Genomic DNA, 26,785 nt, shown 5'->3' with positions numbered 1-26,785 from the left:
CCACCGGACTTCGATCTTTAACCAACAAAAGGCAAAATGATGGCAATTGTTACAGGAAGTTGATCGGTATCAAGAAATACGCCGCGTCCCATGGCCGGGTATCAACCTTGCGAATGATTGGAGACAGCGCCCGTGCCGCTGTCTAGATTGCATATCCAGGCCACGGACCGTTGGCCCATAACAATAAAAGAGACGGACCCATGCAGAACTCGACCCAAGCGGCGAATGCCTGGCGCATTCTGTTCCTGTTGTTCCTGGCCAACCTGTTCAATTTCTTCGACCGCACCATTCCGGCGATCATCATCGAGCCGATCCGCATGGAGTGGAGCCTCAGCGACTTCCAGATCGGCATCATCGGCACCGCGTTTACCATCGTCTACGCCATTGCAGGCCTGCCCCTGGGGCGCATGGCCGATAACGGTTCGCGCAGCAAATTGATGGGCTGGGGCCTGGCGGCCTGGAGCGGCCTGACGGCGGTCAACGGCCTGGTGGGCAGTTTCTGGGCGTTCCTGGTGGTGCGCATGGGCGTCGGCATCGGCGAGGCAAGCTATGCGCCTGCGGCCAACTCACTGATTGGCGATCTGTTCCCGGCCCACCGTCGGGCGCGGGCGATGGGCATCTTCATGCTGGGCCTGCCGCTGGGCCTGCTGTTGGCGTTTTTCACCATTGGCGCGATGGTCAAGGCGTTCGACAGCTGGCGCGCGCCGTTCTTCATCGCGGCGGTGCCGGGGCTGGTGCTGGCGGTGTTCATGTTTTTCATCAAGGAACCCAAGCGCGGCGCGGCGGAAACCGTGCAGGTGTCCCAGGAAAAGATCGACCGGCCGGTTCGCCGGGTGCTGGCGATTCCCACCTTCCTGTGGCTGGTGCTGGCCGGGCTGTGCTTCAACTTCGCCACCTATGCCTGCAACTCGTTCCTGGTGCCGATGCTGCAGCGTTATTTCCTGATGCCGCTGCACGAGGCAGCTGTGGCGACTGGGATCATGGTAGGCGTGACGGGATTGTTCGGGCTCACCCTGGGTGGCTGGGTCGCGGACAAGATCCACCAGCGCGTGCCTAACGGCCGCCTGCTGTTTGCAGCGTTCAGCCTGGCGATTTCGACGGTCACCACGGCGTGGGCCCTGCATGCCGGGCGCATTGAAATCGGCGTGTTCGTGGCGGTGTTCAGCGTCGGTTGGCTGTTTGCGTACAACTTTTACACCTGCGTCTACACCGCGATCCAGGACGTGGTGGAGCCACGCCTGCGCGCCACCGCAATGGCGTTGTACTTTGCCGGGCTGTATTTGCTCGGCGGCGGCTTGGGGCCGGTGGTGGTGGGTGGTTTGTCCGACTACTTCGCCCGCACGGCCATGGCGGCGGCCGGCGTCGACCAGATGACCGAAGCGTTCAAGGCCATCGGCCTGCACGACGCGATGTACCTGATCCCGGTGGCGCTGCTCTTGACCATGGTGTTCCTGTTCCTGGCGTCACGCTGCTTCGTGCGCGATGCCAAGCGGATGAAGGATGGGATGAGCGCGCAGGTAGTGCCGGAGGGTGTCGCGGCGACGGCCTGATAGCATCTGTGGGAGCAAGGCTTGCCCGCGATGAAGGCGATGCGGTCTTTCAGAAAACCGAGGCGCCTGTTTCGCGAGCAAGCTTTGCTCCCACAAATCCCTCGCCACAGTTTTTTGTGCATTCTGGCTAGCGAGCTTTTTCATCCCGGCCCCGCAGCAAGCGATCGGGCATCGCCACTGCCGCCGCCAGTCCCAGTAACGACACCGCCGCGCTGATCAACAGCAAATCCCGGAACGTCGCCTGCAATGCCTGGCGCAAGGCATGCTGCGCTTCCCCCGGGGTGGCGTTGAGGCCGTCCAGCAAGACGTTGCCGGCATGCCCTTCACCGATCAGCGACGTGCCGGCGAGCTGGGCGAAGCTTGAATTCTGCAGCAAGGCCAGCAGCAACGCCGACATCAGGGCCACGCCCACCGCGCCGCCGAGGGAGCGGAACAGGTTGGTGGTGCTGGTGGCGACGCCGATGTCCTGTTGCTGCACGGAGTTCTGCGAACCCACCAGCGACGTGGGGAACTGCATGCCCGAGGCGATGCCGCTGAGCAGCATGAACAGGCTGCTGAGCCAGAACGCGTCGGGCGCCGTGAAGGCCATTCCGAGGATGGCGAATGGAAAGAGCAGGGCGCCACTCAGGATCATCGGTTTGTAGCGCCCCGTAACCGAGGTACGGCGGCCGGCGAAATACGCGCCGATCGGCAGCCCTATCGCCAGCGGCAACAAGTGCAACGCCGCACTGTCGGCACCAGCGCCGGTCACGCTCTGGAAGCGCAACGGCACCAGCACCGTCAGGGAAATCGCCTGGAAACTGGTGAAGAACACCGTGCACCAGCACAGCACCGCACTGCGGTTGGCGAACAGGTGCATCGGTAGCAACGGTTCTCGCGCCCGGCGTTCGTGCCAGGCGAACACCCCCAGGGCTATCCCCGCGCAACCCAGCAACCCCAGCACTTCATGGCTGTGCCAGGCATGGCCCTGGCCGACTTGGGTGATCCCCAGCAGCAACGCCGTCAGGCCGATGATCAGCAACACGGTGCCCAGATAATCGATGATTGGCGTGCGTTGCGGCACTGGCAGCCCCACCAGGGTGCGTCGGGCCACCCGCCAGGCCACGAGGCCCAGCGGCAGGTTGATCCAGAACACCCAGCGCCACGACAGGTATTCGGTCATGTAGCCACCAAGCACCGGCCCGGCCACGCTGGCCACCGCGTACATGCTGCTGAAATACCCCTGATAGCGACCCCGCTCGCGGGGCGGGATGATGTCGCCGATGATCGCCTGGCTCACCGAAATCATTCCGCCGGCGCCGATGCCCTGGACAATCCGCGCCAGCACCAGTTGCTCCATGTTTTGCGCCAGGCCACAGAACAGCGAGGCCAGGGTGAACAGGCCCATGCCGAACAGCATCAGCGGCCGGCGTCCGTAGAGGTCACCGAGTTTGCCGTAGATCGGCACCGACACGGTCATGGCGACCATGTAGCCGGAGATCACCCAGGCCAGCAGGCTGACGTCGGCAAATTGTGCGGAGATGGCCGGCATCGAGACGGCGACGATGGTCTGGTCCAGCGCACCCAGGAAAATCGCCAGCATCAGGGCCACCAGCACGCTGCGGATGGCCGGTTTCGGGGCTTGGGGCGTATTGAGCTGAGTCACGGCAGAACCTGCAGGCATCGCGCTGGAAAGGCGAATGGGACGAAGCCCGCAGTTTAAGTCGGTAGGCGGCTATTCGATAGCCTCGTAAGGAAGCCCGACGTAATTTTCCGCAATGGTTTTTCGGCCAGCCTCGGAGTCGAGGAAATATTCCAGCTCCGCTTCACTGATGCGCTGGTTGAAGGCGTCGTCGTCGAAACGGTGCAGCATCGAGGTCATCCACCAGGAAAACCGCTCGGCTTTCCAGACGCGTCGCAGGCAGATGGCCGAATATTGCTCCAGCAAATCCACACGGCCGTCGCGATAGACCTTGAGCAGGATGTTGAACAGCGTGCTGACATCGCTGGCCGCCAGGTTCAGCCCCTTGGCCCCGGTCGGCGGGACGATGTGGGCCGCGTCGCCCACCAGGAACATCCGCCCGTACTGCATCGGTTCGACCACGAAGCTGCGCAGCGGCGCGATGCTTTTCTCGATGGACGGGCCGGTCACCAGGGCTTCGGCCAGATCAAAGGGCAGGCGGTTTTTCAGTTCACCCCAGAAACGCTCGTCCGGCCAGTCGGCCACTTGCTCCTCGGCGGGGACTTGCAGGTAGTAACGGGTGCGGGTCTTGGAGCGCATGCTGCACAAGGCAAAACCGCGGTCGTGTCGAGCGTAGACCAGTTCCTCGTGGACCGGCGGGGTGTCGGCCAGCACGCCGAGCCAGCCAAACGGGTAGACGCGCTCGAAGACCTTGAGTTTTTCCGCCGGAATGGACTGTCGCGCCACGCCGTGGAAACCATCGCAACCGGCAATGTAGTCGCAGTCCAGGCGCCAGGTTTGCCCTTCGTGCTCGAAGGTCACGAAGGGCTGTTCGGTTTGCATGTCGTGGGGCTGGGCATCGCTGGCCAGGTACAGCGTGCGGGCGCCGGCGGCTTCGCGGGCGGCCATCAAGTCCCGGGTAACTTCAGTCTGGCCGTAGACCATGACGTTTTTACCGCCGGTCAGGCCCTTGAGGTCGATGTGCACCCGCCGATCGTTGAGCACCAGTTCAAAGCCGTCATGGGGCAGGCCTTCGGCGTCCATGCGTTGGCCCACGCCGGCCTGGCGCAGCAGGTCGACCATGCCTTGCTCCAGCACGCCGGCGCGGATGCGGCCCAGTACATAGTCCGGGGTCTGGCGTTCGAGGATGACAGTGTCGATCCCGGCGTTGTGCAGCAGCTGGCCGAGCAGCAGGCCAGAGGGGCCGGCGCCGATAATAGCGACTTGGGTCTTGAGGGTTTTCATTGTTCTTATGACTCGCACGAGGCACGCGACCAGGGTCGGTGTTGATTGTTATGGACCGAGTGCCTACATTTTTCGCTTGCGGACCTGTCAGTTGAAGGGGAAAACTGAGCCGATACCTGTTCTTTTCGCCAATTAGTGCGATTATCGCCCGCACCCCCAGGCCCGGATCCACGTTATGAAAAAACCTGATCTGCCTTCGATCCCGGTGTTCAAGCTCTACGGTGAGAGCCAGGAATGGCCGACGCCGGACCTGCTGCACTGCGAAACCATCTCCAAGCGCAGTCGCGAGCATCAATGGGAAATCAAACCCCATCGGCACGCCGATCTGTGTCAGTTGTTGTTTGTCTTCAAGGGCCAGGCAGAACTGGAAATCGAAGGCCGGCGCACGCAGCTCACCGAGCCGGCCGTGCAGATCCTGCCGCCGCTGTCGGTCCATGGCTTTCGTTTTTCCGAGGATGTGGAAGGTTATGTGGTGACGCTGGCGGCACCGCTGGTCACGCACCTGCAAGCGCAACTGGGGCATGCGGTCAATGTGCTGGCCCAGGCCGAAAGCTACCCGGCCCTTGAGAATGCCGAGTACCTCAATAGCTTGTTCAGCGCCTTGCAGAATGAATACATGGGGCATCAGCCGGCCCGGGAGATGCTGATGCATGCGCTGGTCAGCGTGATCATGGTCTGGGTCAGCCGCCAGGTGATGCAGCGACACACCCAGGCCCAGCGCCCGCAACGGGCCCGGGAATACCTCAACGGCTTCATTCAGTTGGTGGAAGAAACCTATCGCGAGCACGTCAAGGTCGAAGATTTGGCCCATCGCCTGGGTATTTCCGTGTCCCACCTCAACGGCACCTGCCGGGAACTGGCGGGGCAACCGGCGTTGCAGATCATGCATGAGCGCCAGTTGCTGGAAGCCAAGCGCCTGCTGACCTACACCGGCATGACCATCTACGAGATTTCCGAACTGCTCGGGTTTTCCGACCCGACCAACTTCACCCGGCTGTTCCGCCGCCGCGTCGGCATCTCGCCCAAGGCGTTCCGGGACCGGCTCAAGACCGATCAACAGGACGACTGACCACGCCTCAGCGCAGGGCGTTCAGGGTCGCGCTGTGGGGGATGCAGCGTTCGAAGTTGCAACTGGCGTGTTCACGGGGCAGTTGCCTGGCCTGCTCGACCCGGTAGGCCGCAGTGCCATACAGCGCAAGCGTGGCGGCGCAGGTGACGAAAATGGCGAGGCGTCTTTTTATTTTGATGTTCATGGCGGTGACCTCTGAACGAATACCCGGGGGTACTACATTGAGCATAGGTCAGCCGTGGCGGGTTGCCAGCCAGGCAAGTGTTGCATTTAGCCCGATATTCAGAACACTGATAACCCCCTGTTGGTGGGAGTAGACCTGCGGGAGCAAGACCTGTGGGAGCAAGGCTTGCCTGCGATGCAAACACCTCGGTGTAACTGATAGACCGAGGCGATGTCATCGCGGGCAAGCCTTGCTCCCACAGGTCTGCTCCCACAAACAGGGGATAGGGGGCTTTGGGATCGATTACGCCAGATGTTCAGGCTTCATCGGATCCCCTGGCTTGACGTCCAGTTGCTTGCGCACGTCTTCGAACATTTCGTCGTAGTACTTGTGCATCGAGCCGATGCTGGCGGTCTTGGGCAAGCCGTACTGCTGGGCGATACGCGTGGCATGGCGGGCGAAGTCGAAGGCCTGGTCCTTGGCCAGGAAGAACGTCTTGTCCAAGGTCTTGTCTTCCACCGTGCCATGCACCCGGAACGACATGCCTGCGCCCTCCCTGGGGTCCTGCTCAACCTTGTAGTCGATGCACAGGTTGTAGCTGAAATCATCCTTGTTCAGCGCATGGCGCTCCATGTGCAGGTGACCGGGTTCGAACATGGCCATAAAACGACTCTCCTTCGAAGGCATGGGTGTAGGACAGACCCCGGATCCGCCCTGCAAGTTTCCTGCTATCGATAAGCGATGCCGGGTGTCGACGTGCTGATGCGCGTGCCGGCAGTGCCCTGGACGATAGCATCGATGTCCGACAGCGAACCGATCACCGCGACCTTGCCCGTGTTGCGCGCGAATTCGCAGGCGGCCTGCACCTTCGGCCCCATGGAGCCGGCGGCGAAGCCGAGGCGGTCCATTTCGTCGGGGTGGGCCTGGGCGATGGCTTTCTGGGTCGGTTTGCCGAAGTCGATGAACGTGGCGTTGACGTCGGTGGCGATCACCAGCAGATCGCTTTCCAGCTGTTCGGCCAACAGCGCCGAGCACAGGTCCTTGTCGATCACCGCTTCCACGCCTTGCAGCTTGCCGTCGGCGTCGTACATCGTCGGAATGCCGCCTCCGCCGGCGCAAATCACGATGCTGCCTTTTTCCAGCAGCCATTTGATCGGGCGGATCTCAAAGATGCGCTTGGGCCTGGGGCTTGCGACCACGCGACGAAACTTGTCGCCGTCGGGGGCGATGGTCCAGCCTTTTTCAGCGGCCAGTTTCTGCGCCTCCTCCTGGCTGTAGACCGGGCCGATAGGCTTGGTGGGGTTCTGGAAGGCCGGGTCGTTGCCATCCACTTCGACCTGGGTCAGCAGCGTGGCGAAGGGAACTTCGAAGTCCAGCAGATTGCCCAGTTCCTGTTCGATGATGTAGCCGATCATGCCTTCGGTTTCGGCGCCGAGCACGTCCAGCGGATACGGCGTGACCGAGGTGTAGGCCGCCGCCTGCAACGACAGCAGGCCGACCTGCGGGCCGTTGCCGTGGGCGATGACCAGTTGATTGCCGGGGTGGATCTTGGCGATCTGTTCGGTCGCGGTGCGGATGTTGCTGCGTTGATTGGCCGCGGTCAGGGGTTCACCCCGACGCAGGAGGGCGTTACCGCCCAGGGCAACGACGATGCGCATGGTGCTGTCCTTTCAAAAATGGGTCGAACAACGCAGTTCCCCCTGTGGAAGCTGGCCTGTGGGAGCAAGGCTTGCCCGCGATGCAAGCACCTCGGTGTAACTGATGGACCGAGGCGATGCCATCGCGGGCAAGCCTTACTCCCACAGACCTTACCCCCAGAGATCTGCTTCTACAGAGAGCAAGCTGCGTTGGGTTCTAGATATCCGCCAACGCCGCCACCAGGATTGCCTTGATGGTGTGCATGCGATTCTCCGCCTGCTCGAAGGCGATGTTGGCCGGGGACTCGAATACCTCCTCGGTCACTTCCACGCCGTTGGCCAGGTTCGGATAACGGGCGGCGATGTCTTTGCCGACCTTGGTTTCGCTGTTATGGAACGCTGGCAGGCAGTGCATGAATTTCACCCGCGGGTTACCCGAGGCTTTCATCATTTGCGCGTTGACCTGGTAGGGCAGCAATTGCTCGATGCGTTCATCCCAGGCTTCCACCGGTTCACCCATGGACACCCAGATATCGGTGTGGATGAAGTCCACGCCCTTGACCGCTTCCTTCGGGTCTTCGGTGATGGTGATGCGTGCGCCACTTTCGGCAGCGAAGGCCTGGCACTGGTCGATGAAGTCCTGGTGCGGCCACAGGGCTTTCGGTGCGCCGATGCGTACGTCCATGCCCAGTTTGGCGCCGATCATCAGCAGCGAATTGCCCATGTTGTAGCGGGCATCGCCCAAGTAGGCGTAGCTGATGTCATGCAGCGGCTTGTCGCTGTGTTCGCGCATGGTCAGGGTGTCGGCGATCATTTGGGTGGGGTGGAATTCGGCGGTCAGGCCGTTGAACACCGGCACCCCGGCGAACTTGGCCAGTTCCTCGACGATCTCCTGTTCGAAGCCACGGTATTCGATGGCGTCGAACATCCGCCCCAGGACCCGGGCGGTGTCTTTCATGCTTTCCTTGTGGCCGATCTGCGACGACACCGGGTCGATGTAGGTGACGTGGGCGCCTTGGTCATGGGCCGCGACTTCGAAGGCGCAGCGGGTGCGGGTCGAGGTTTTCTCGAAGATCAGCGCGATGTTTTTGCCTTGCAGGTGTGGACGCTCGGTGCCGGTGTATTTGGCACGCTTGAGGTCGCGGGACAGGTCCAGCAAGTAATGCAGCTCGCGAGGGGTGTGGTGCATCAGACTCAGCAGGCTGCGGTTGCGCATATTGAACGCCATGATGTGGATCTCCTCAGGTGTAGGTTATCCCCGGGGCCGGTCTCTGCCGTGGGATGGAGAGCGTTGCCGGCCCAGGCTCAAAGGTCAGTAATCGATCGGGTCGCGGATGATCGGACAGGTCATGCAATGACCACCGCCCCGGCCACGGCCCAGCTCGCTGGCGCTGATGGTGATGACTTCCACGCCGGCCTTGCGCAGCAGGGTGTTGGTGTAGGTGTTGCGGTCGTAGCCGATCACCACGCCCGGTTCCAGGGCCACCACGTTGTTGCCGTCGTCCCATTGCTCGCGTTCGGCGGCGAAGCTGTTGCCACCGGTTTCCACCACCCGCAATGCCGGCAGCTTGAGGGCCGAGGCTACGGTGTCGAGGAAGCTGCCTTCTTCGCGGCGCACATCGATGCCGCCGGGCTTGCTCTCGTCAGGGCGCAGGGAGAAGGCGACAATCTGGCTCACCACTTCCGGGAAAACCGTGACCAGATCGCGGTCGCAGAAGCTGAACACGGTGTCCAGGTGCATGGCGGCCCGGGATTTCGGCAGGCCGGCGACGATCACCCGCTCCACGGCCTTGTGCTTGAACAGGTTCAGCGCCAACTGGCCGATGGCCTGGCGGGACGAGCGTTCGCCCATGCCGATCAGCACCACGCCGTTGCCAATGGGCATCACGTCGCCGCCTTCGAGGGTGGCGTTGCCATGTTCCTGGTCCGGGTCGCCGTACCAGACCTGGAAATCCGCCTGGGTGAACTCGGGGTGGAATTTATAGATGGCGCTGGCCAGCAGGGTTTCCTGGCGCCGCGCCGGCCAGTACATCGGGTTCAGGGTCACGCCGCCGTAGATCCAGCACGTGGTGTCGCGGGTGAACTGGGTGTTGGGCAGCGGCGGCAGGATGAAACTGGAGTGCCCGAGGAAGTCGCGGAACATCTGGATGGTCTTGCCACCGAAGCTGTCCGGCAGGTCATCGGCCGAGACGCCGCCGATCAGAAATTCGGCGATATGGCGCGGTTCCAGGCTGCGCAGCCACGAACCGACTTCATTCACCAGGCCCAGGCCCACCGAATTGGCGGTGATCTTGCGCTGCAGGATCCAGTCCAAGGCTTCGGGGATGGCGACGATGTCGGTCAGCAGGTTGTGCATTTCCAGCACGTCGATGTCCCGCTCGCGCATCTTGGTGACGAAATCGAAATGGTCACGCTTGGCCTGGTTGACCCAGATGACGTCATCGAACAGCAGCTCGTCGCAGTTGTTCGGGGTCAGCCGTTGGTGGGCCAGGCCTGGGGAACAGACCATGACTTTACGTAATTTTCCGGCTTCGGAATGAACGCCGTACTTCACTTTTTCCGTGGTCATTACACATCCTCCCGTTAAAACAATCAGCCAACTACAAGGTCAGGAAGCCGTCGTAGAGCCCGTAGGCCGCCACCAGGGCGCCTGCGATCACTGCGGCGAAAATCAGCTTCTCGACAGCGGTAAAAATCGGTTTGCCCAACTCGTGCTTGGCCTTGGCGAACAGAATCGCGCCGGGGGCATAGAGCAGGGCGGAGAGCAGCAGGTACTTGATCCCGCCGGCATATAGCAGCCACACCGCGTAGATCAGGGCGATGGCGCCGATGAGCAGGTCCTTGCGGCGCTCGGCCAGGGCGTTTTCATAGGTCTCGCCGCGCACCGCCAGCAGCACGGCGTAGGCCGCCGACCACAGGTACGGCACCAGGATCATCGAGGTGGCGAGGTAGATCAGTGACAGGTAAGTGCTGGCCGAGAACAGGGTGATGATCAGGAACAGCTGGACCATCGCGTTGGTCAGCCACAGGGCATTGGCCGGTACGTGGTTGGCGTTCTCCCGACGCAGGAACTCGGGCATGGTGTGGTCCTTGGCGGCGGCGAACATGATCTCGGCGCACAGCAGCACCCAGGACAGCAGGGCGCCGAGCAGCGAAATCACCAGGCCGACGCTGATCAGCACCGCGCCCCAATGCCCCACGACATGCTCCAGCACGGCGGCCATGGACGGGTTCTGCAACTTCGCCAATTCCGGCTGGGTCATGATGCCCAGGGACAGCACGTTCACCAGCACCAGGAACAGCAACACGGTGATGAAGCCGATCACGGTGGCCTTGCCGACGTCGCTGCGTTTCTCGGCGCGGGCGGAAAAAATACTCGCGCCCTCAATGCCGATGAACACCCACACGGTGACCAGCATCATGCGCCGCACTTGGGTCATCACGCTGCCCAGGTCCGGATTTTTCAGGCCCCAGATGTCGGCGGTGAAGATATCGAGCTTGAAGGCGAACACCGCGATCAGCACGAACAGTACCAGCGGTACGATCTTGGCCACGGTGGTCACCAGGTTGATGAACGCGGCTTCCTTGATGCCGCGCAGCACCAGCCAATGCACTGCCCACAACAACACCGAGGCGCCGATCACCGCTGCGACGGTATTGCCTTCGCCAAAGATCGGGAAGAAGTAGCCCAAGGTGCTGAACAGCAACACGAAGTAACCGACGTTGCCCAGCCAGGCGCTGATCCAGTAGCCCCAGGCCGACGAAAAGCCCATGTAGTCGCCGAACCCGGCCTTGGCGTAGGCATACACGCCGCCGTCCAGGTCGGGCTTGCGGTTGGCCAGGGTCTGGAACACGAAGGCCAGGGTCAGCATGCCGACAGCGGTGATGGCCCAGCCGATCAGCACGGCGCCGACATCGGCACTGGCGGCCATGTTCTGGGGTAGGGAGAAAATCCCGCCACCGATCATTGAACCCACTACCAGGGCGACCAGCGCACCCAGTCGAAGTTTTCCGGGGGTATCAGACATTGCATGACTCCCATGCGAGGGAAGAGAGTCACCAGCCTAAGTCGATTCGAACGGTCGGCAGCTGATCTGGGTCAGGTAACCTGTGGACGCGAGCTCGCTCGCAATGGCGCAGACAATTTGGCGACGGGTGGGCCGCTATCGCGAGCAAGCTCGCTCCCACAAGGGGTTGGCGTTGTACACAAATAAGTTTCCGCTGCAGATCCACTGTGGGAGCGAGCTTGCTCGCGATAGCGATTGAACGGTCACCACTGCGCGCGATGAGCCCCGAGCTCGGCGGCTGGCAAGGCCCACTGCAACGGCGTTGCGGAAATTTTCAGCGGTACCTGCAATCGATGCGCCGGGCCCCAGGGTGTCTGCTCCACCAGGAGTCCCTGGTCGCTCTCGTCTTCAGGTCGCAACCCGGCCTCGCTTGCGGCCCCACGCTCGATCAACAGCTTCGCCGTGCGCGCCAGTGACAAGCGGGCCGAGCCGCCGTGGCCGCTTTCCAGGCGCCGGGTCAACAGCACCAGGACACTGGCCGCCAGCAGATAGCCGGTGCCATGATCCAGCGCCTGCACCGGCAGCGGCGTCGGCTTGTCGCTGTGTTTCCAAGCCATGCCGGCTTCGGCAATGCCGCTGCTCATTTGCACCAGGCTGTCGAAGCCGCGACGGTTCTGCCACGGGCCGCTCCAGCCGTAGGCATTGAGGCTGACGTCGATCAGGCCCGGGGCCAGTTGCCGGCGTTGCTCGGCACCATAGCCCAGGTGTTCCAGGGCATCGGCACGGTAGCCGTGCAGGAGGATGTCGGTGTCCTTGAGCAGTGCCTCGAACGCTGCGCGATCATCGGCCCGATGCAAGTCGAGGCGGGCGCAGCGTTTGCCCAGGGTCACTTCCGGGACCACACCGGGCTCGTTCCAGGTTGGCGGATCGATGCGCAGCACGTCGGCCCCCAGGCCGGCGAGGAAACGGCTGGCGATGGGGCCGGCCAGCACGCGGGTCAGGTCCAGGACCTTGAGGCCCGCCAGCGGCTGAGTCACGGCGCCGAGCCAGGGTTTGCGCTGCTCCGCAGTCGTTTCACTCAGGTGCACCAGCGGCTCGGCATTGACCGCCAGGCCCTGAGGGTGGGTTTGCCAGGCCTGCCACGAACGCATCTCGGCGGCGCAACCGCCGGCGTCGACCACGGCCTGTTCCAGCTCGGCCTTGTTCCAGCGGGCCACCCTGGCCGCCATGTCGGCGCGGTCGGTGCAGGTGCCGAGGACCTTTTCCGCGGCCAGGCGATGATGCGGTGCGTTGGTGTGCAGGCGAATCCAGCCGTCGGCGCTGGCGTAGTCGCCGGCCACCGCGTCCCACATTGGCGGCACGCTCCAGCCGATGGGGCGCAGGGACGTGGAGAACCAGAACGACGCCAGGCGCCGGTCGACTTCGATGGGTGGCCGGCGGCCGGTTTGCTGGTGGATGAGCGCGGCGGTCGCCTGGCCGGCCGCGGCGATGCTGGCGCTGGCCAACTCCGTGACGGCGAAGGCCGAGGGCAGGGCGCCTTCACCGCTGAAGGTGATTGGGGTCGTGGGCAAGCCGAGTGCGGCTTGCATGGACGTGAGCAGATCTGCCATCGAAAGCCCTCCAGTACGAGAGGGCGATCATAGTTCAAAAATCCGTTGGGGGCCGCTTGGCGGCCCAGCGGGAGCAAGCTCCCTCGCCACAATTGCCTTGCACCTGTTCCGGTCGCAACCAGATCCACAGGTTGCCCAGGCCCATGCCAGCGAGCGCCAGGTAAACCGGCCAGCCGTGGTCGAGCATCACTAGCATCAATCCTGCGCAGAGCAGCATGCTGGCGGTGGCGCCGACCTTGGCCTGGCGGGGGATGACCTTGCCGTTGCGCCAGTTGTGCAACATCGGCCCGAATAGCCGATGGTTCTCCAGCCAGGCGCTCAGGCGCGGTGAGCTGCGGGTCGCGGCCCAGGCGGCCAGCAGGATGAACTCGGTGGTCGGCAGGCCGGGCACGACGATGGCGACCAGGCCGATGGCCAGGCTGGTGTAGGCGAGCAGGGCGAAGAGCCATTGGGTGAGTTTTGAGGGTGTGCGGCTCATGTATTTCTATCCGACATGCACTTTCCCCTGTGGGAGCGAGCTTGCTCGCGATAGCGGTGTGTCAGGCGCATGAAGAGCGACTGGTCTGGCGTCATCGCGAGCAAGCTCGCTCCCACACGGGTTCCTGGGGGGGGCAGCAATATGTATCCACCATAAATCCCAGTGGGAGGCGGACCGTCAGGCCAACTCGGCCGCATAGGCCTGTTCCAGCAACACGGTAAAGCGATTGAATGCGTCCAGCGCGCCTTTGTCCGCCTCGGCTTCCTGCTGTTCGGTAAAGGCCAGGCCGTCGAGGGTGCGGGTGAAGGTTTTCCAGCCTTCGGCGCGTCCGCCGGCAGGTTCCGCCAAATGGCGGGCGCCGAAGGTTTCGCTCAGCCCCAGGCCCACGGCACGCTTGATCAGGAACGCGGCGCCGAGCTTGGAACCTTCTGAGACGAACAGCCAGCCCAGGGCTTCGGCCTGGGTCGGGTTGTTCACCGCACCGGCTACCGGCGCGGGGACTTCGGTGTCCAGGTCGGCGAGATCCGCCTTGGCTGCGTCGGCCCGGCATCGGGCCGGCAGGTCGGGGATCAGGGCGGACAGCTCGGCGTCGTTGTACAGCGCCACCAGTTCCGACTGGAACAGGTACTGGGCGACGACGAAACGGGCGAAGCTGGCCGGGGTTTCGAACGGGGCGTGGGCCTTGACCAGCGCGTCGAGCTTGCTGTGGGGCTCGTGGGTGATCTGGTTCAGGCGTTGGGAACGGGAAGCGGGGCGTTGGATGGTCATGAAAAATTCCTTCGAATGAGAACGTGTGGCGAGGGGGGGGAGCAAAGCTTGCTCGCGAAACAGACGCCACGATCTCTGGAAAGACCGCATCGCCTTCATCGCGGGCAAGCCTTGCTCCCACATGTCTCTCCTCGCCAAAGGTGTCTGTTTTGCCTGGGCAACCGAGTCAGATATCCCAGATCAGGTTCACCGCGAAGTTACGCCCAGGCGCCGTCAGGCGATCGAGGTTGGCGGGGTTCAGCACCGCCGCTTCGCCAACACTGTCGTAGCCGCGCACGTCATCCCACAGCCAGTACTTCTTGTCGGTGAGGTTGTAGAGACCGCCGCTGACGGTCACGTCGCGGGTCACCTTGTAGAAACCCGTCAGATCGAGGATGCCGAAGCCTGGCGTCTTGAACTGGCTGCTCACGCCATCGGGCGAGTTGAAGTTGCTGTCGTCGACGCGGTCTTTTTTCTTGACCAGGGTCCAACTGAGCAAGGTGCCGAACTGCTCCTGGTCGTAGCCCAGGCCGAACACGCCGGTCAGCGGGTTGACGCTGTTGAGCGGTTCGCCCGTGTCGTTGTTTCGCCCGTAGAGGTAGGCCACTGAGCCTTGGGTATAGAGGCCTTTCGGCGCCCCCAGCACGTCCAGGTCCAGGCGTCCCTTGACTTCGGCGCCCTTGATGGTGGCGTGCTTGATGTTGTTGCTCTGGAAGGTCAACTGGTTGGCGCCGGGGGTGATGGCGTCCTCGTTGATGAAATCGCGGTACTTGTTGTAGAACACCGCCACGTCGAACGAACCGGAATCGAAACGGCCCTTGAGCCCCGTCTCATAGCTTTTGCTTTTTTCCGGTTCCAGATCTGGGTTGGGCTCGACGCTGTAGCCGGCGTCGGGGTTTTCGAAGCGGCCATACAAGGCCTTGGCGGTCGGTGTGCGGAAGCCTTCGGCGTACTGGCCGTACCAGGTGTACTCGTCGCTCAGGGCATAGGTCAGGCCGAACTTGGGTGAGACGCGATGCCAGGTCTTGTTCTTGCCGCTGACGTTACCGCCGCCGGTAGGGTCCACAGCGTTGAGGAATTCCTGAGTCAGGTGCGGCTTGAGCTGGGTGTAGTCGTAGCGCAGGCCCGGCGTGAAGGTCCAGCGCTCCCAGCTGATCTGGTCCTGGGCGAACAGGCTGTAGGTGTTGATGGTCGGGTCCGGGAAATCACTGACCTTTGCCAGCACGTCCCGGGTGCTGATGGCGCCCACCGCGGAGCAACCGGCGCCGACCGCCAGGCACACGCCATTGCCGCTGCGCGAGCCGGTGACTTTCTGTTGCTTGATGGTGGTGCCGTAGGTCAGCGCGTGATCGGTGTCGGCGACGCTGAAGGCCTTGTCCAGTTGCGCATCGAAGACCCACTGCTTTTCTTCGTAGAGGGTATCCCGGGTACGCAGGACCTGGCGGGTGATCGGGAAGTAAAACTCGGCGGTGCTCTGGTCGGTCTTGGCGACCTGATGGTTGAGGCTCCATTTGACGTGGTCGGCCAGCAGGCTGTCGAGGGCGAAGCGGTGCTCCAGGCCGAAACGCTCGCGGGTGATGGTGTCGTTGCCGGTGCGCCACTGGTACATGCCGCCGGGCAATACAAAGTCGGGGATCGCCGGCTGGCCGTTGGCGTAGGGGCCGCCGTAGGCGCTTTTCAGGTCGCTGTCGCGGTCGTCCTTGTATTTCTCGTAGACCAGGCCAAGGCGTGCATCATCGCTGTAGTTCCAGCCGAGCTTGGCCAGCACGTTGTTGGCGCGCACGTCTTGCGGGTTGGCGGCGGTGCGGTCCAGGCCGGTGCTGTTGTGGCTGCCGTAGGATTGGGTTTCGTGACCGTCGCGCTGGCTGTAGTGGAGCAGGCCGTCGAAGGGGCCGCTGCGACCGGCGACGGTGGCGGACTTGAGCCAGCTCTCGTCGGCGGAGCTGTAGCCGGTCTTCAGCCGCGCGCCAACGTCCTCGCCCGGCTTGATGATGTCGTCCGGATCGAGGGTGAAGTAGCTCACGGCACCGCCGATGGCATTGCTGCCGTACAGCACCGAGGCCGGGCCGCGGAGGATTTCCACGCGCTTGATGATTTCCGGGTCGACGTAATTGCGCTGGGTCTTGGCGTAGGGGCCGTTGAAGAAATCGCCGGGTACTTCCACGCCGTCGACCTGGGTCAGGATCCGGTTGCCGTCGATGCCGCGAATGTTATAGCCGCTGATGCCGCCGCGTTGGCCCGCACCGCCCACCGACACGCCCGGTTCATAGCGCACCAGGTCTTTGAGGGTATTGACGTTGTTGCGGTCCAGTTCCTGGCGGTCGTGGACGGTGACCGTGCTCGGGACGCTGGTGATGTCTTGCTCCTGGCGGGTGGCGCTGATGGTCACCTGCTGCAGCTCCATCGCGCTGCCGCTGCTGCGCCTTTCCAGGACGATGCTGTTGTCGCCCAGCTTGCGGTAGTCCAGGTGGGTCCCCACCAGCAGGCGTTCCAGGGCTTTTTCCGGCGGCAGCGAGCCGTTCACCCCTGGCGACGCGACGCCTTCGGCCAGTTCCGCTGGCATGCCGACTTGCCAGCCGGTGACCGCGGTGAATGCATTCAAGGCCGAGACCAAGGGCTGCCGGGCGATGGCAAAGGTGTAGTCGCCCATGTTGCGGGCAGCGGGTTGTACGGTATTGGCGGCCAGGGCGAGCGGCGCGGTGCCGGCCATCAGGATGGCGGCGGTGAGCAGTGACAGCGTGCAAGAGGGGGCAAGAAACCGGCAAGTAAGGCGAGAGGACATCGATAGCGCTCCGTGTCGCATCTGTTATAGGTGCAGATCGCATCGCTGGATGCGAATCAATTGCATTGGCTATAACGAGACGAACCAGCGGAGCCTATCGAGTAAAAATAATTCTCATTTAGTTCAAGATCACCAGCGCCGGGAATTCCTGGAGCCGCGCCGAGGTGATATGGGCCAGGGAGCGAACCACGTCCAACGGCTGATCGAGGCGGTAATTGCCGGTCACCGCGACATTGGCCAACTGTTCGTTACTGTTGATGATCCAGCCGGGGTAGTAGCGGCGCAGCTCGGCCAGTACCTGGCTCAGCGGCCGATTCTCAAACACCAGCCGCCCCTGGACCCAGGCCAGGTCCGTGTTGGCATCGAGCCGGGCCGGGCGGTCGAAGCCGTTGGGGCCGATGCGGATACTTTCGCCGGCCGACAACCGTACATGGGTGTCGTTGCGGTTGGCCCGCAAGTCCACATCGCCGCGCTGCACCTGGACCTGGGCCACGCCGTCGAGGTAACGCACGGCGAACGTGGTGTCGCTGACGCTGGCGGTGACCGGGCCGGCGTCGATTTCCAGCGGCAGGGTGCGGTTGCCCGGCACTTCGAAGAAGGCCTCGCCCTTGTACAAGTGGGCCACGTGCCGTTGTTCGCTGAACGTGCTGGAGAAGGCCGAGTCGGTGTTGAGCAGGACCTTGGAACCGTCCTCCAATTGCAAGCGCTGGCGCTCACCGACCACCGTCAGGTGATCGGCCTGGAAATGCAGGGGCAGGTCGCTGAAGTTGAACAGGCCGAGGAACACTACCGCGGCGGTGGCCAGGGGTTTCCAGTGGGCGCGCAGGCGCGACAGCGCGGTGACCTTGGGTGCGGTTGCAAGTCGGCGGGCACCCTCCAGCACCTGCGGGCCGTTCCAGATCGCCTGGGCCCGAGCGAACGCCTCGCCGTGACGTGGATCGGCCGCCAGCCAGGCCTGGAACTGCCGCGTCTGTTCCTCGCTGGGGCTGTCCAGCAGGATCAGCCAGTCCAGCGCCTGCTCCATGGCATGGGCGGTTTCCGGCGTCGGCGCAGGAGAAGGGGGGGTGTCCGTCACGGTGGGTTCTCGTTCCTCGGTTCAGCGGCAAGTTACAAGCTTCAAGCTTCAAGTCGCAAGCACAAGCCCGCATACAACTTGCAGCTTGCAGCTCGAATCTTATCGCTGCAGCTGTCCCACACAGATCGCCATGATCAGTTTGAGTTCCTTTTGCACCGTGCTCAGGGACACGCCCAGCCGTTCGGCGATTGCCTGGTAACTGTGGCCATGCAGGCGGCTGAGGATGAAAATCTGCTGTTGTCGCGGGCTCAGGGCCTGCAGGCTGACGTCCAGGCGCTCGAGCAGTTGTTGGGCATGGGCGGCGTCCTCGGCACTGCTCTGGGGAGCGGCGACGTTATGGACGACTTCCAGCGGTACGTCATCCAGCAGGGTTCGAGACTGGATGCGTCGGGCACGCAGATGGTCCAGCGCCAGGTTACGGGCGGTCTGGAACACAAAGGGTTCAAGGTGCTCGACCGTGCGTTCGGCCAATGCGCGGGTGACGCGCAGGTAGGTTTCCTGAAGCAGGTCTTCGGCGGTACTGGGGTTGCTGACCATGCGCTCGAGGGTGCGCAGCAGCGGCGTGCGCTGGGCGAGGAAGACGTGATGAAAGCGCGATTGACTCACGGTAGGGCCCGATCCGGTTCGAGTTGATGATAATGCTTATCATCTACAGGGCGGGTCAAGCCTTCATTTCATCGGTCCCCTGTCACCCTGCGGGAGCGGGCTTGCTCGCGAAAGCGGTGGATCAGCCAACTTTTTATCGACTGACACTCCGCTTTCGCGAGCAAGCCCGCTCCCACAAAAAGCCTATCTACCGTGTCCGGTTACTCGGCGTTACACAACGCCAGGCAGTTATCCAGCATGCGGTTGGAGAAGCCCCATTCGTTGTCATACCAGGCCAGTACCTTGAGCAGCTTGCCGCTGGCCTTGGTGTGGTTGGCGTCGAAGATCGACGACAGCGGGTTGTGGTTGAAGTCGCTGGAGACCAGCGGCAGGGTGTTGTAGCCGAGGATCTTCGAATGCTGGCTGGCATGGCGCAGCAGCTCGTTGACTTCTTCGGCCGACGCTTCGCGCTTGAGCTGCACGGTGAGGTCGACCAGGGACACGTTGATCACCGGTACGCGCACCGCCATGCCGGTCAGCTTGCCGGCCAGTTCCGGCAGCACCAGGCCCACCGCTTCGGCGGCGCCGGTCTTGCTCGGGATCATGTTCTGGGTGGCCGAACGGGCGCGGTACGGGTCGCTGTGGTAGACGTCGGTCAGGTTCTGGTCGTTGGTGTAGGCGTGGATCGTGGTCATCAGGCCACTTTCGATACCCAGCTCGCGGTGCAGCACCTGGGCCACCGGGGCCAGGCAGTTGGTGGTGCACGACGCGTTGGAGATGATCTGGTGGGACTGGCGCAGGATATCGTGGTTCACGCCGTACACGACGGTGGCATCGGCGCCCTTGGCCGGGGCCGAGATGATCACCTTGCGGGCGCCGGCGCTGATGTGCGCGGCGGCCTTGGCACGGTCGGTAAACAGGCCGGTGCATTCGAACACGACGTCGATCTTCTCGGCCGCCCAAGGCAGTTCGGCCGGGTTGCGGATGGCGCTGACCGAGATGCGGTCGCCATTGACCGTCAGGCTTTCGTGGTCGTGCTGCACGTCCGCATCGAAAGTGCCATGCACGGTGTCGAACTTGAGCAGATGGGCATTGATGGCACTGTCACCCAGGTCGTTGATGGCGACGATCTGCAGGTCGCGACGATAGCCTTGGGTATACAGTGCACGGAGGACGTTGCGGCCGATGCGGCCAAAACCATTGATTGCGATTCGAAGAGTCATTAACTGCGCCGCCGTCGATTTGTTGTTGGAATTACAAGATTATTCGCATAAAAATAGAAAACAAGCCTTTTTAGTGGCAATATTTTGTTTTATCTACAACGAGTGACCTGAATCAACTGGTCCGAATGGTCAAAAACCGTCTGTCGCCTCGCCTTCCACACAGCGTGCGGCGGGCTTTTGACCAGCATAGACAATCAGGTCGCCACACCCGTTAGCCTGGAGTTCTACACATGCATCCCCGCGTTCTTGAGGTCACCGAACGGCTTATCGCCCGCAGCCGCGCCACGCGTGAGGCTTACCTTGCATTGATCCGTGGTGCTGCCAGCGACGGCCCGATGCGCGGCAAGCTGCAGTGCGCCAACTTCGCTCACGGCGTGGCCGGTTGCGGCACCGAAGACAAACACCACCTGCGGATGATGAACGCCGCCAACATCGCCATCGTGTCGTCCTATAACGACATGCTCTCGGCCCACCAGCCCTACGAAACCTTCCCGGAACAGATCAAGAAAGCCCTGCGCGAGATCGGCTCGGTCGGCCAGTTCGCCGGTGGCACGCCGGCGATGTGCGACGGCGTGACCCAGGGCGAGGCGGGGATGGAACTGAGTCTGCCGAGCCGCGAAGTGATCGCGCTCTCCACGGCGGTGGCGCTGTCCCACAACATGTTCGACGGCGCGCTCATGCTCGGCATCTGCGACAAGATCGTCCCGGGCCTGATGATGGGCGCGCTGCGCTTCGGTCACTTGCCGACGATCTTCGTGCCAGGTGGGCCGATGGTCTCGGGCATTTCCAACAAGGAAAAAGCCGACGTGCGCCAGCGCTACGCCGAAGGCAAGGCCACCCGCGAAGAGCTGCTGGAATCGGAGATGAAGTCCTACCACAGCCCCGGCACCTGCACCTTCTACGGCACCGCCAACACCAACCAGTTGCTGATGGAAGTGATGGGCCTGCACCTGCCTGGCGCTTCGTTCGTCAACCCGAACACGCCGTTGCGCGATGCCCTGACCCGTGAAGCGGCGTTCCAGGTCACGCGCATGACCAAGCAAAGCGGCAACTTCATGCCGATCGGTGAGATCGTCGATGAGCGCTCGCTGGTCAATTCCATCGTCGCACTGCACGCCACCGGCGGCTCCACCAACCACACGCTGCACATGCCGGCCATCGCCATGGCGGCAGGCATCCAGCTGACCTGGCAGGACATGGCCGACCTCTCCGAGGTGGTGCCGACCCTGAGCCACGTCTACCCGAACGGCAAGGCCGACATCAACCACTTCCAGGCGGCGGGCGGCATGTCGTTCCTGATCCGTGAGTTGCTGGAAGCCGGTTTGCTTCATGAAAACGTCAACACCGTGCTCGGTCACGGCCTGAGCCGCTACACCCAGGAACCGTTCCTCGAGGATGGCGAGCTGGTGTGGCGCGACGGCCCGATCGAAAGCCTCGACGAAAACATTTTGCGCCCGGTGGCTCGCGCCTTCTCGCCAGAAGGTGGGTTGCGAGTGATGGAAGGCAACCTGGGCCGTGGGGTGATGAAGGTCTCGGCCGTGGCCTTGGAAAACCAGATTGTCGAAGCACCGGCCATGGTCTTCCAGGATCAACAGGACCTGGCGGACGCGTTCAAGGCCGGCCTGCTGGAAAAAGATTTTGTCGCAGTGATGCGCTTCCAGGGCCCGCGCTCCAACGGCATGCCGGAGCTGCACAAGATGACGCCATTCCTCGGTGTGTTGCAGGACCGTGGCTTCAAAGTGGCGCTGGTGACCGACGGGCGCATGTCCGGTGCGTCGGGGAAAATCCCGGCGGCCATTCATGTCAGCCCCGAAGCTTATGTCGGCGGCGCGTTGGCCCGGGTGCAGGAGGGCGATATCATCCGCGTCGATGGCGTCAAAGGCACCTTGGAGTTGAAGGTGGACGCCGAGGAATTCGCCGCGCGCACGCCGGCCAAGGGCCTGTTGGGTAACAACATCGGCACCGGCCGCGAGCTGTTCGGTTTCATGCGCATGGCCTTCAGCTCGGCGGAGCAGGGCGCCAGCGCCTTCACTTCTGCCCTGGAGACGCTTAATTGAAACTGGCTTTGGTCGGTGATATCGGTGGGACCAACGCACGCTTCGCGCTGTGGAAAAACCACACCCTGGAAAACATTCAGGTGCTGGCAACGGCGGACTACGCCTGCCCGGAAGATGCCATCCAGGTGTACCTGAGCGGCATGGGCCTGAAGCCGGGCGCCATCGGTTCTGTGTGCCTGTCGGTGGCCGGCCCGGTGAGCGGCGATGAGTTTCGTTTCACCAACAATCACTGGCGCCTCAGCAACCTGGCGTTCTGCAAGACCCTGGAGGTCGAGAAGCTGCTGCTGGTCAATGACTTCTCGGCCATGGCCCTGGGCATGACCCGCTTGCGTTCCGATGAATACCGGGTCGTCTGCGAAGGCACCCCGGAGCCGATGCGGCCGGCGGTGGTGATCGGGCCGGGCACCGGGCTGGGCGTCGGGACGCTGCTGGACCTGGGCGAGGGCCGCTTCGCCGCGCTGCCGGGGGAGGGCGGCCATGTCGACCTGCCCATGAGCAGCCCACGGGAAACCCAGCTGTGGCAGCACATCTACAATGAAATTGGCCACGTCAGCGCCGAGACCGCCCTCAGTGGCAGCGGTTTGCCGCGGGTGTACCGGGCCATTTGCGCCGTGGACGGCCATGTGCCGGTGCTCGATACCCCCGAATCCATCACCGCGGCCGGCCTGGCTGGCGACCCCATCGCCCTGGAAGTGCTCGAGCAGTTCTGCCGCTGGTTGGGGCGCGTGGCCGGCAACAATGTGTTGACGTTGGGTGGGCGCGGCGGCGTCTACATCGTCGGTGGCGTGGTCCCGCGCTTTGCCGATTTCTTCCTCGAAAGCGGTTTCGCCCGTTGCTTCGCCGACAAGGGTTGCATGAGCGATTACTTCAAGGGCATTCCGGTCTGGCTGGTGACCGCGCCATACTCCGGCCTGATGGGCGCGGGCGTGGCGTTGGAGCAATCGACCCCCGTTTAAAGTTGAAATGTGGTCTCCTGTGGGAGCGGGCTTGCTCGCGAAGGCGGTGTGTCAGACAACGAAAATGTTGAATGACACGCCGCCTTCGCGAGCAAGCCCGCTCCCACAGTGGTTTAGCGGTGTTTGTAGTCCTCATCCATCAGGCATAATCGCCCCAATCCAAACAACAAGGACGAGGCCCGTGAGTTCAGTAAACAAATCGATTTTGTTGGTCGACGACGACCAGGAGATTCGCGAACTGCTGGACACCTACCTCAGCCGTGCGGGGTTCCAGGTGCGCACCACGCCCGACGGCGCCGGGTTTCGCCAGGCGTTTAACGATGCGCCGAGCGACCTGGTGATCCTCGATGTGATGCTGCCCGATGAAGATGGCTTCAGCCTTTGCCGCTGGGTTCGCCGGCACCCCCGCCAGGCCCATGTGCCGATCATCATGCTCACCGCCAGTTCCGACGAGGCCGACCGGGTCATCGGCCTGGAGTTGGGCGCCGATGATTACCTGGGCAAGCCCTTCAGCCCGCGTGAGTTGCAGGCGCGCATCAAGGCGCTGCTGCGCCGGGCGCAATTCGGCCAGGAACGTTCCGGCGGTGAAGTGCTGGCCTTCGATGAATGGCGGCTGGACATGGTCAGCCATCGGCTTTTTCACACCGACGGTGAAGAAGTGATTCTCTCCGGTGCCGACTTCGCCCTGCTCAAGTTGTTTCTCGACCATCCCCAGGAAATCCTCGACCGCGACACCATCGGCAATGCGACCCGTGGCCGTGAATTGATGCCCCTGGACCGGATCGTCGACATGGCGGTCAGTCGCCTGCGCCAACGCCTGCGTGACACCGACAAGCCGCCGCGGCTGATTCGCACGGTGCGGGGCAGCGGTTACCAACTGGCGGCCAGTGTGATTGCCAGCAATGGGCATTGACTGGATCAGGAAAATCGTCCGGCGGGTACCGGTACCGCGCTCGTTGCTGGGCCGGATGCTGTTGCTGACCTTGCTGGTGGTGTTGTTCGCCCAGACCCTGTCCAGCGTGATCTGGGTCTCGCAATTGCGCGCCACCCAGCTCGAAGGCCTGATCACCAGTGCCCGCAGCCTTGCCCATTCGATGAACGCCAGCGTCAGTTATTTGCGTTCGCTGCCGGTGGCTTACCGGCCGCTGGTGCTCGATCAGTTGCGCAGCATGGGCGGCACGCGGTTTGTCGTCACCCTCAATGACAAACCCCTGGGCATGGACGTGTTGCCGGTCACGCCGCGCAAGCTGGCGGTGCTCAAGGCGGTGGACGAGGTGCTGCGCCAATCCCTGGGCAGTAGCACCGACATCTCCGTGCAGTTTGTCAGCCCCGATGACCTGCGGATTTTCAACGCCGGACTCAAGCTCGACGAACTGCCCCGTTCGTGGGCCCACTACGCCTTGACCCTCGAACCGGTGAACCCGCCAGTGCTGGTCACGCAGATCCAGATGGCGCCGGGCGAGTGGCTGTACATCGCCTCGCTGCTCCCTGAGCCCTACACCAGCCTCGAAGAACAGAGCCTGCCCAAGCAACAGGTCGGTTTCATCCTGCTCACCAGCAGCCTGTTGTTGCTGTTCATCGGTTTGCTGGTGCACTGGCAGAGCCGGCCTCTCAAGCGTCTGGCCCGGGCCGCGCGGGACATGTCCCTGGGTGCCGAAGTGGAACCGGTGGCCGAGGGCGGTGGCAGCGAAGTGGTGGAAGTGGGGCGAGCCTTCAATGCCATGCGCGAGCGCATCAGCCGTTACCTGACGGAGCGCAGCCAGTTGTTCAGTGCGATCTCTCACGACTTGCGCACACCGATCACCCGGTTGCGGCTGCGGGTCGAGCTGTTGGAAGACGAAAACCTGCAAGCCAAGTTCGGCCGTGACCTGGATGAGCTGGAGCTGCTGGTCAAAGGTGCGTTGCAATGCGTCAAGGACACCGACATCCACGAAAACATTGAGCCGGTGGACCTCAACCATGTGCTCGATTGCCTGGTCGAGCCGTACCTGGCGCCCAACGGCAACGGTCGGGTGACCCAGGATGGCCGGGCGCTGGCGCCGTATCCCGGCAAACCGCTGGCCCTCAAGCGCTGCATCGGCAACCTGATCGACAACGCCTTGAAATACGGACAGAACGCCCATCTGCACATCGATGACGATGAAGCCGCGTTCATCCTGCACGTCGACGATGAAGGCCCCGGTGTGCCGGAACAGCGCTTGGAGCAAGTCTTCGAACCACACTTCCGCTTGGCCGGGCAGCAGCAGGGCTACGGCCTGGGTCTGGGCATCGCCCGCAACATCGCCCACAGCCATGGGGGTGAAGTGAGCCTGCAGAACCTGCGCGAGGGTGGGTTGCGAGTGACGTTGCAGTTGCCGCGCAGTGTGGATTGATTCAGACCGCGTTATCGTTCATCGCGAGCAAGCTCGCTCCCACAGGAGTTTTGTGAACGCCGCAGACCCAGTGTGGGAGCGAGCTTGCTCGCGATGGCGCCAGTAGCCTCACCTCATCTCCCAGGTAAATGTCACAAGTCGGTGACATAACTCGCCCCTTTCGTTACCTGCCGCCCGCCATCCCTTGTTTAGACTCCCTGCGTCAAAACAACAAAAAAGGTATTCCGATGGACACCTTCCAACCGGCCTTCAGCAGTTGGCTGAACGCGCCTGCCCACCAGCAATGGCTTGCCGATGAAGGCTTGCGGCTGCTGGCGTTCGCCAAGGCCTCGAAGCTGCCGGACGGCTTTGGCAATCTGGACGAACTTGGGCGCCTGCCGGCCGATGCCCGGGCCGAGACCATGAACACCGCGCGCATGACCCACAGCTTCGCCATGGCTCACATCCAGGGCCTGCCGGGTTTCGCTGAGCTGGTGGATCACGGCATCCAGGCCCTCAACGGCCGTTTGCGCGACGCCGAGCACGGTGGCTGGTTCGCCACGACGCGGCCTGATGAAGACTGCGCTGGCAAGGCGGCCTACCTGCATGCATTCGTTGCCCTGGCGGCCAGTTCCGCGGTGGTGGCCAAGCGTCCCGGCGCGCCAGCACTGCTGGACGAAGCGGTGCGGATCATCGATGAGCATTTCTGGTGTGAGGAGGAAGGCGCGTTGCGCGAATCCTTCAACCGCGACTGGAGCGAGGAGGAGGCCTATCGCGGCGCCAACAGCAACATGCACGCCACCGAAGCCTTCCTGGCCCTGGCCGATGCCACCGACGATCCTCGTTGGCTGGCCCGCGCCCTGCGCATTGTCGAGCGGGTGATCCACGGTCATGCCGCGGCTAACGACTACCTGGTGGTGGAGCATTTCGATCGCCACTGGCAGCCGTTGCGCGAATACAACCAAGACAATCCCGCCGATGGTTTCCGCCCCTACGGCACCACGCCCGGCCACGGTTTTGAATGGGCTCGGCTGCTGCTGCACCTTGAAGCCGCACGGGTCCAAATCGGCATGCTGACCCCGGGATGGCTGGCCCAGGACGCGCAAAAACTCTTCGACCAGAACTGCCGCCACGGCTGGGACGTCGATGGCGCGCCGGGCATTGTCTACACCCTGGACTGGGATAACCGCGCCGTGGTTCGCCATCGCCTGCATTGGGTTCACGCCGAAGCGGCGGCCGCTGCCAGCGCCTTGCTCAAGCGCACCGACGAGGCGAAGTACGAAGCCTGGTACCGGTGCTTCTGGGAGTTCTGCGACAAACATTTCATCGACCGCTGCAACGGCAGCTGGCATCACGAACTCGATCCGCAAAACCGTCCCAGCGCCGATATCTGGCCGGGCAAGCCGGATCTTTATCACGCCTGGCAGGCGGTCCTGATTCCGCGCCTGCCCCTGGCACCGAGCATGGCGTCAGCCCTGGCGCGGTTATCCAGCCCTGCGCCTGTGTAACCATGTCGTGACATTTGCACGTCCCTTCGTTACCTGCGAAGGGATTCCCTCTGATTAGAATCCATGCAGCGCAAGCACCAGA

General features: G+C 63.0%; 22 protein-coding genes. 7 read left to right on the top strand and 15 right to left on the bottom strand.

All coding sequences use genetic code 11. The annotated features are described in order from the left end of the window. The first annotated feature begins 200 nt into the window (after positions 1-200). The gene (locus tag AB4N80_RS27865) at positions 201-1,550 is read left to right on the top strand and encodes a spinster family MFS transporter (protein WP_354336281.1); all 1,350 of its coding nucleotides are present in this window, start codon (positions 201-203) and stop codon (positions 1,548-1,550) included. 127 nt (positions 1,551-1,677) lie between these two features. Here the strand turns inward: AB4N80_RS27865 and AB4N80_RS27860 are convergent, their stop codons facing one another. Next, positions 1,678-3,195, bottom strand: a complete 1,518-nt coding sequence (locus tag AB4N80_RS27860) for an MDR family MFS transporter (protein WP_305482868.1) — start codon at positions 3,193-3,195, stop codon at positions 1,678-1,680. Positions 3,196-3,264: 69 nt separating this feature from the next. Beyond that, positions 3,265-4,455 (bottom strand): 4-hydroxybenzoate 3-monooxygenase, encoded by a 1,191-nt coding sequence (gene pobA, locus AB4N80_RS27855; protein WP_122566863.1) that lies wholly within the window; start codon positions 4,453-4,455, stop codon positions 3,265-3,267. Between the two features lie 175 nt (positions 4,456-4,630). Here pobA and AB4N80_RS27850 point away from each other — a divergent pair, with 175 nt between their 5' ends. Continuing rightward, on the top strand, positions 4,631-5,524 hold the full coding sequence (locus AB4N80_RS27850; RefSeq protein WP_122566862.1) for a helix-turn-helix domain-containing protein: 894 nt from the start codon (positions 4,631-4,633) through the stop codon (positions 5,522-5,524). A gap of 7 nt (positions 5,525-5,531) precedes the next feature. Here the strand turns inward: AB4N80_RS27850 and AB4N80_RS27845 are convergent, their stop codons facing one another. The 13 genes from AB4N80_RS27845 to gap form a co-directional block, all read right to left on the bottom strand. Further along, positions 5,532-5,708, bottom strand: a complete 177-nt coding sequence (locus tag AB4N80_RS27845) for a hypothetical protein (RefSeq protein WP_163006774.1) — start codon at positions 5,706-5,708, stop codon at positions 5,532-5,534. Positions 5,709-5,990: 282 nt separating this feature from the next. Beyond that, positions 5,991-6,350, bottom strand: a complete 360-nt coding sequence (locus tag AB4N80_RS27840) for a DUF5064 family protein (RefSeq protein WP_122566861.1) — start codon at positions 6,348-6,350, stop codon at positions 5,991-5,993. Positions 6,351-6,415: 65 nt separating this feature from the next. Then, positions 6,416-7,345: a carbamate kinase gene (gene arcC / locus AB4N80_RS27835; RefSeq protein ID WP_122566860.1), complete on the bottom strand. Its 930-nt coding sequence runs from the start codon at positions 7,343-7,345 to the stop codon at positions 6,416-6,418. 196 nt (positions 7,346-7,541) lie between these two features. Continuing rightward, the gene (locus AB4N80_RS27830; protein WP_122566859.1) at positions 7,542-8,552 is read right to left on the bottom strand and encodes an ornithine carbamoyltransferase; all 1,011 of its coding nucleotides are present in this window, start codon (positions 8,550-8,552) and stop codon (positions 7,542-7,544) included. 84 nt (positions 8,553-8,636) lie between these two features. Further along, positions 8,637-9,893, bottom strand: a complete 1,257-nt coding sequence (arcA, locus tag AB4N80_RS27825) for an arginine deiminase (protein WP_122566858.1) — start codon at positions 9,891-9,893, stop codon at positions 8,637-8,639. 31 nt (positions 9,894-9,924) lie between these two features. Further along, a complete protein-coding gene (arcD, locus tag AB4N80_RS27820; RefSeq protein WP_305470018.1) occupies positions 9,925-11,352 on the bottom strand; it encodes an arginine-ornithine antiporter in 1,428 nt (475 codons plus the stop codon). Between the two features lie 242 nt (positions 11,353-11,594). After that, complete coding sequence (locus AB4N80_RS27815; protein WP_460079926.1) at positions 11,595-12,941, bottom strand: CoA transferase; 1,347 nt, start codon at positions 12,939-12,941, stop codon at positions 11,595-11,597. A gap of 34 nt (positions 12,942-12,975) precedes the next feature. Next, the gene (locus AB4N80_RS27810) at positions 12,976-13,419 is read right to left on the bottom strand and encodes a YbaN family protein (RefSeq protein WP_122566855.1); all 444 of its coding nucleotides are present in this window, start codon (positions 13,417-13,419) and stop codon (positions 12,976-12,978) included. A 177-nt stretch (positions 13,420-13,596) separates the two neighbouring features. Next, the gene (locus AB4N80_RS27805) at positions 13,597-14,187 is read right to left on the bottom strand and encodes a biliverdin-producing heme oxygenase (RefSeq protein WP_460079922.1); all 591 of its coding nucleotides are present in this window, start codon (positions 14,185-14,187) and stop codon (positions 13,597-13,599) included. Between the two features lie 166 nt (positions 14,188-14,353). After that, the gene (locus AB4N80_RS27800) at positions 14,354-16,948 is read right to left on the bottom strand and encodes a TonB-dependent receptor (RefSeq protein ID WP_122566853.1); all 2,595 of its coding nucleotides are present in this window, start codon (positions 16,946-16,948) and stop codon (positions 14,354-14,356) included. A gap of 118 nt (positions 16,949-17,066) precedes the next feature. After that, the gene (locus tag AB4N80_RS27795; RefSeq protein ID WP_305470022.1) at positions 17,067-18,023 is read right to left on the bottom strand and encodes a FecR family protein; all 957 of its coding nucleotides are present in this window, start codon (positions 18,021-18,023) and stop codon (positions 17,067-17,069) included. Positions 18,024-18,122: 99 nt separating this feature from the next. After that, the gene (locus AB4N80_RS27790) at positions 18,123-18,629 is read right to left on the bottom strand and encodes an RNA polymerase sigma factor (protein ID WP_354336277.1); all 507 of its coding nucleotides are present in this window, start codon (positions 18,627-18,629) and stop codon (positions 18,123-18,125) included. 200 nt (positions 18,630-18,829) lie between these two features. After that, entirely contained in the window at positions 18,830-19,831 is a 1,002-nt protein-coding gene (gap, locus tag AB4N80_RS27785; protein ID WP_003184623.1) for a type I glyceraldehyde-3-phosphate dehydrogenase, read from the bottom strand. Positions 19,832-20,061: 230 nt separating this feature from the next. Between gap and edd the strand changes: the two genes are divergently transcribed. The 5 genes from edd to AB4N80_RS27760 all read left to right on the top strand — a co-directional run bounded on the left by edd (position 20,062) and on the right by AB4N80_RS27760 (position 26,703). After that, complete coding sequence (gene edd / locus AB4N80_RS27780) at positions 20,062-21,888, top strand: phosphogluconate dehydratase (RefSeq protein ID WP_122566850.1); 1,827 nt, start codon at positions 20,062-20,064, stop codon at positions 21,886-21,888. Beyond that, positions 21,885-22,844, top strand: a complete 960-nt coding sequence (locus tag AB4N80_RS27775; protein WP_460079913.1) for a glucokinase — start codon at positions 21,885-21,887, stop codon at positions 22,842-22,844. The genes edd and AB4N80_RS27775 overlap by 4 nt, the downstream gene beginning before the upstream one ends. 181 nt (positions 22,845-23,025) lie before the next feature. Further along, the gene (locus tag AB4N80_RS27770) at positions 23,026-23,757 is read left to right on the top strand and encodes a response regulator (RefSeq protein ID WP_460079910.1); all 732 of its coding nucleotides are present in this window, start codon (positions 23,026-23,028) and stop codon (positions 23,755-23,757) included. Further along, positions 23,747-25,216, top strand: a complete 1,470-nt coding sequence (locus AB4N80_RS27765; protein WP_122566846.1) for an ATP-binding protein — start codon at positions 23,747-23,749, stop codon at positions 25,214-25,216. The genes AB4N80_RS27770 and AB4N80_RS27765 overlap by 11 nt, the downstream gene beginning before the upstream one ends. A gap of 227 nt (positions 25,217-25,443) precedes the next feature. Then, positions 25,444-26,703: a D-mannose isomerase gene (locus AB4N80_RS27760; RefSeq protein WP_460079906.1), complete on the top strand. Its 1,260-nt coding sequence runs from the start codon at positions 25,444-25,446 to the stop codon at positions 26,701-26,703. The last annotated feature ends 82 nt before the right edge of the window (positions 26,704-26,785 follow it).

It is taken from the genome of Pseudomonas sp. H3_A02 (genome assembly GCF_054671965.1).
This window is presented reverse-complemented; position numbering and strand designations above follow the sequence as displayed.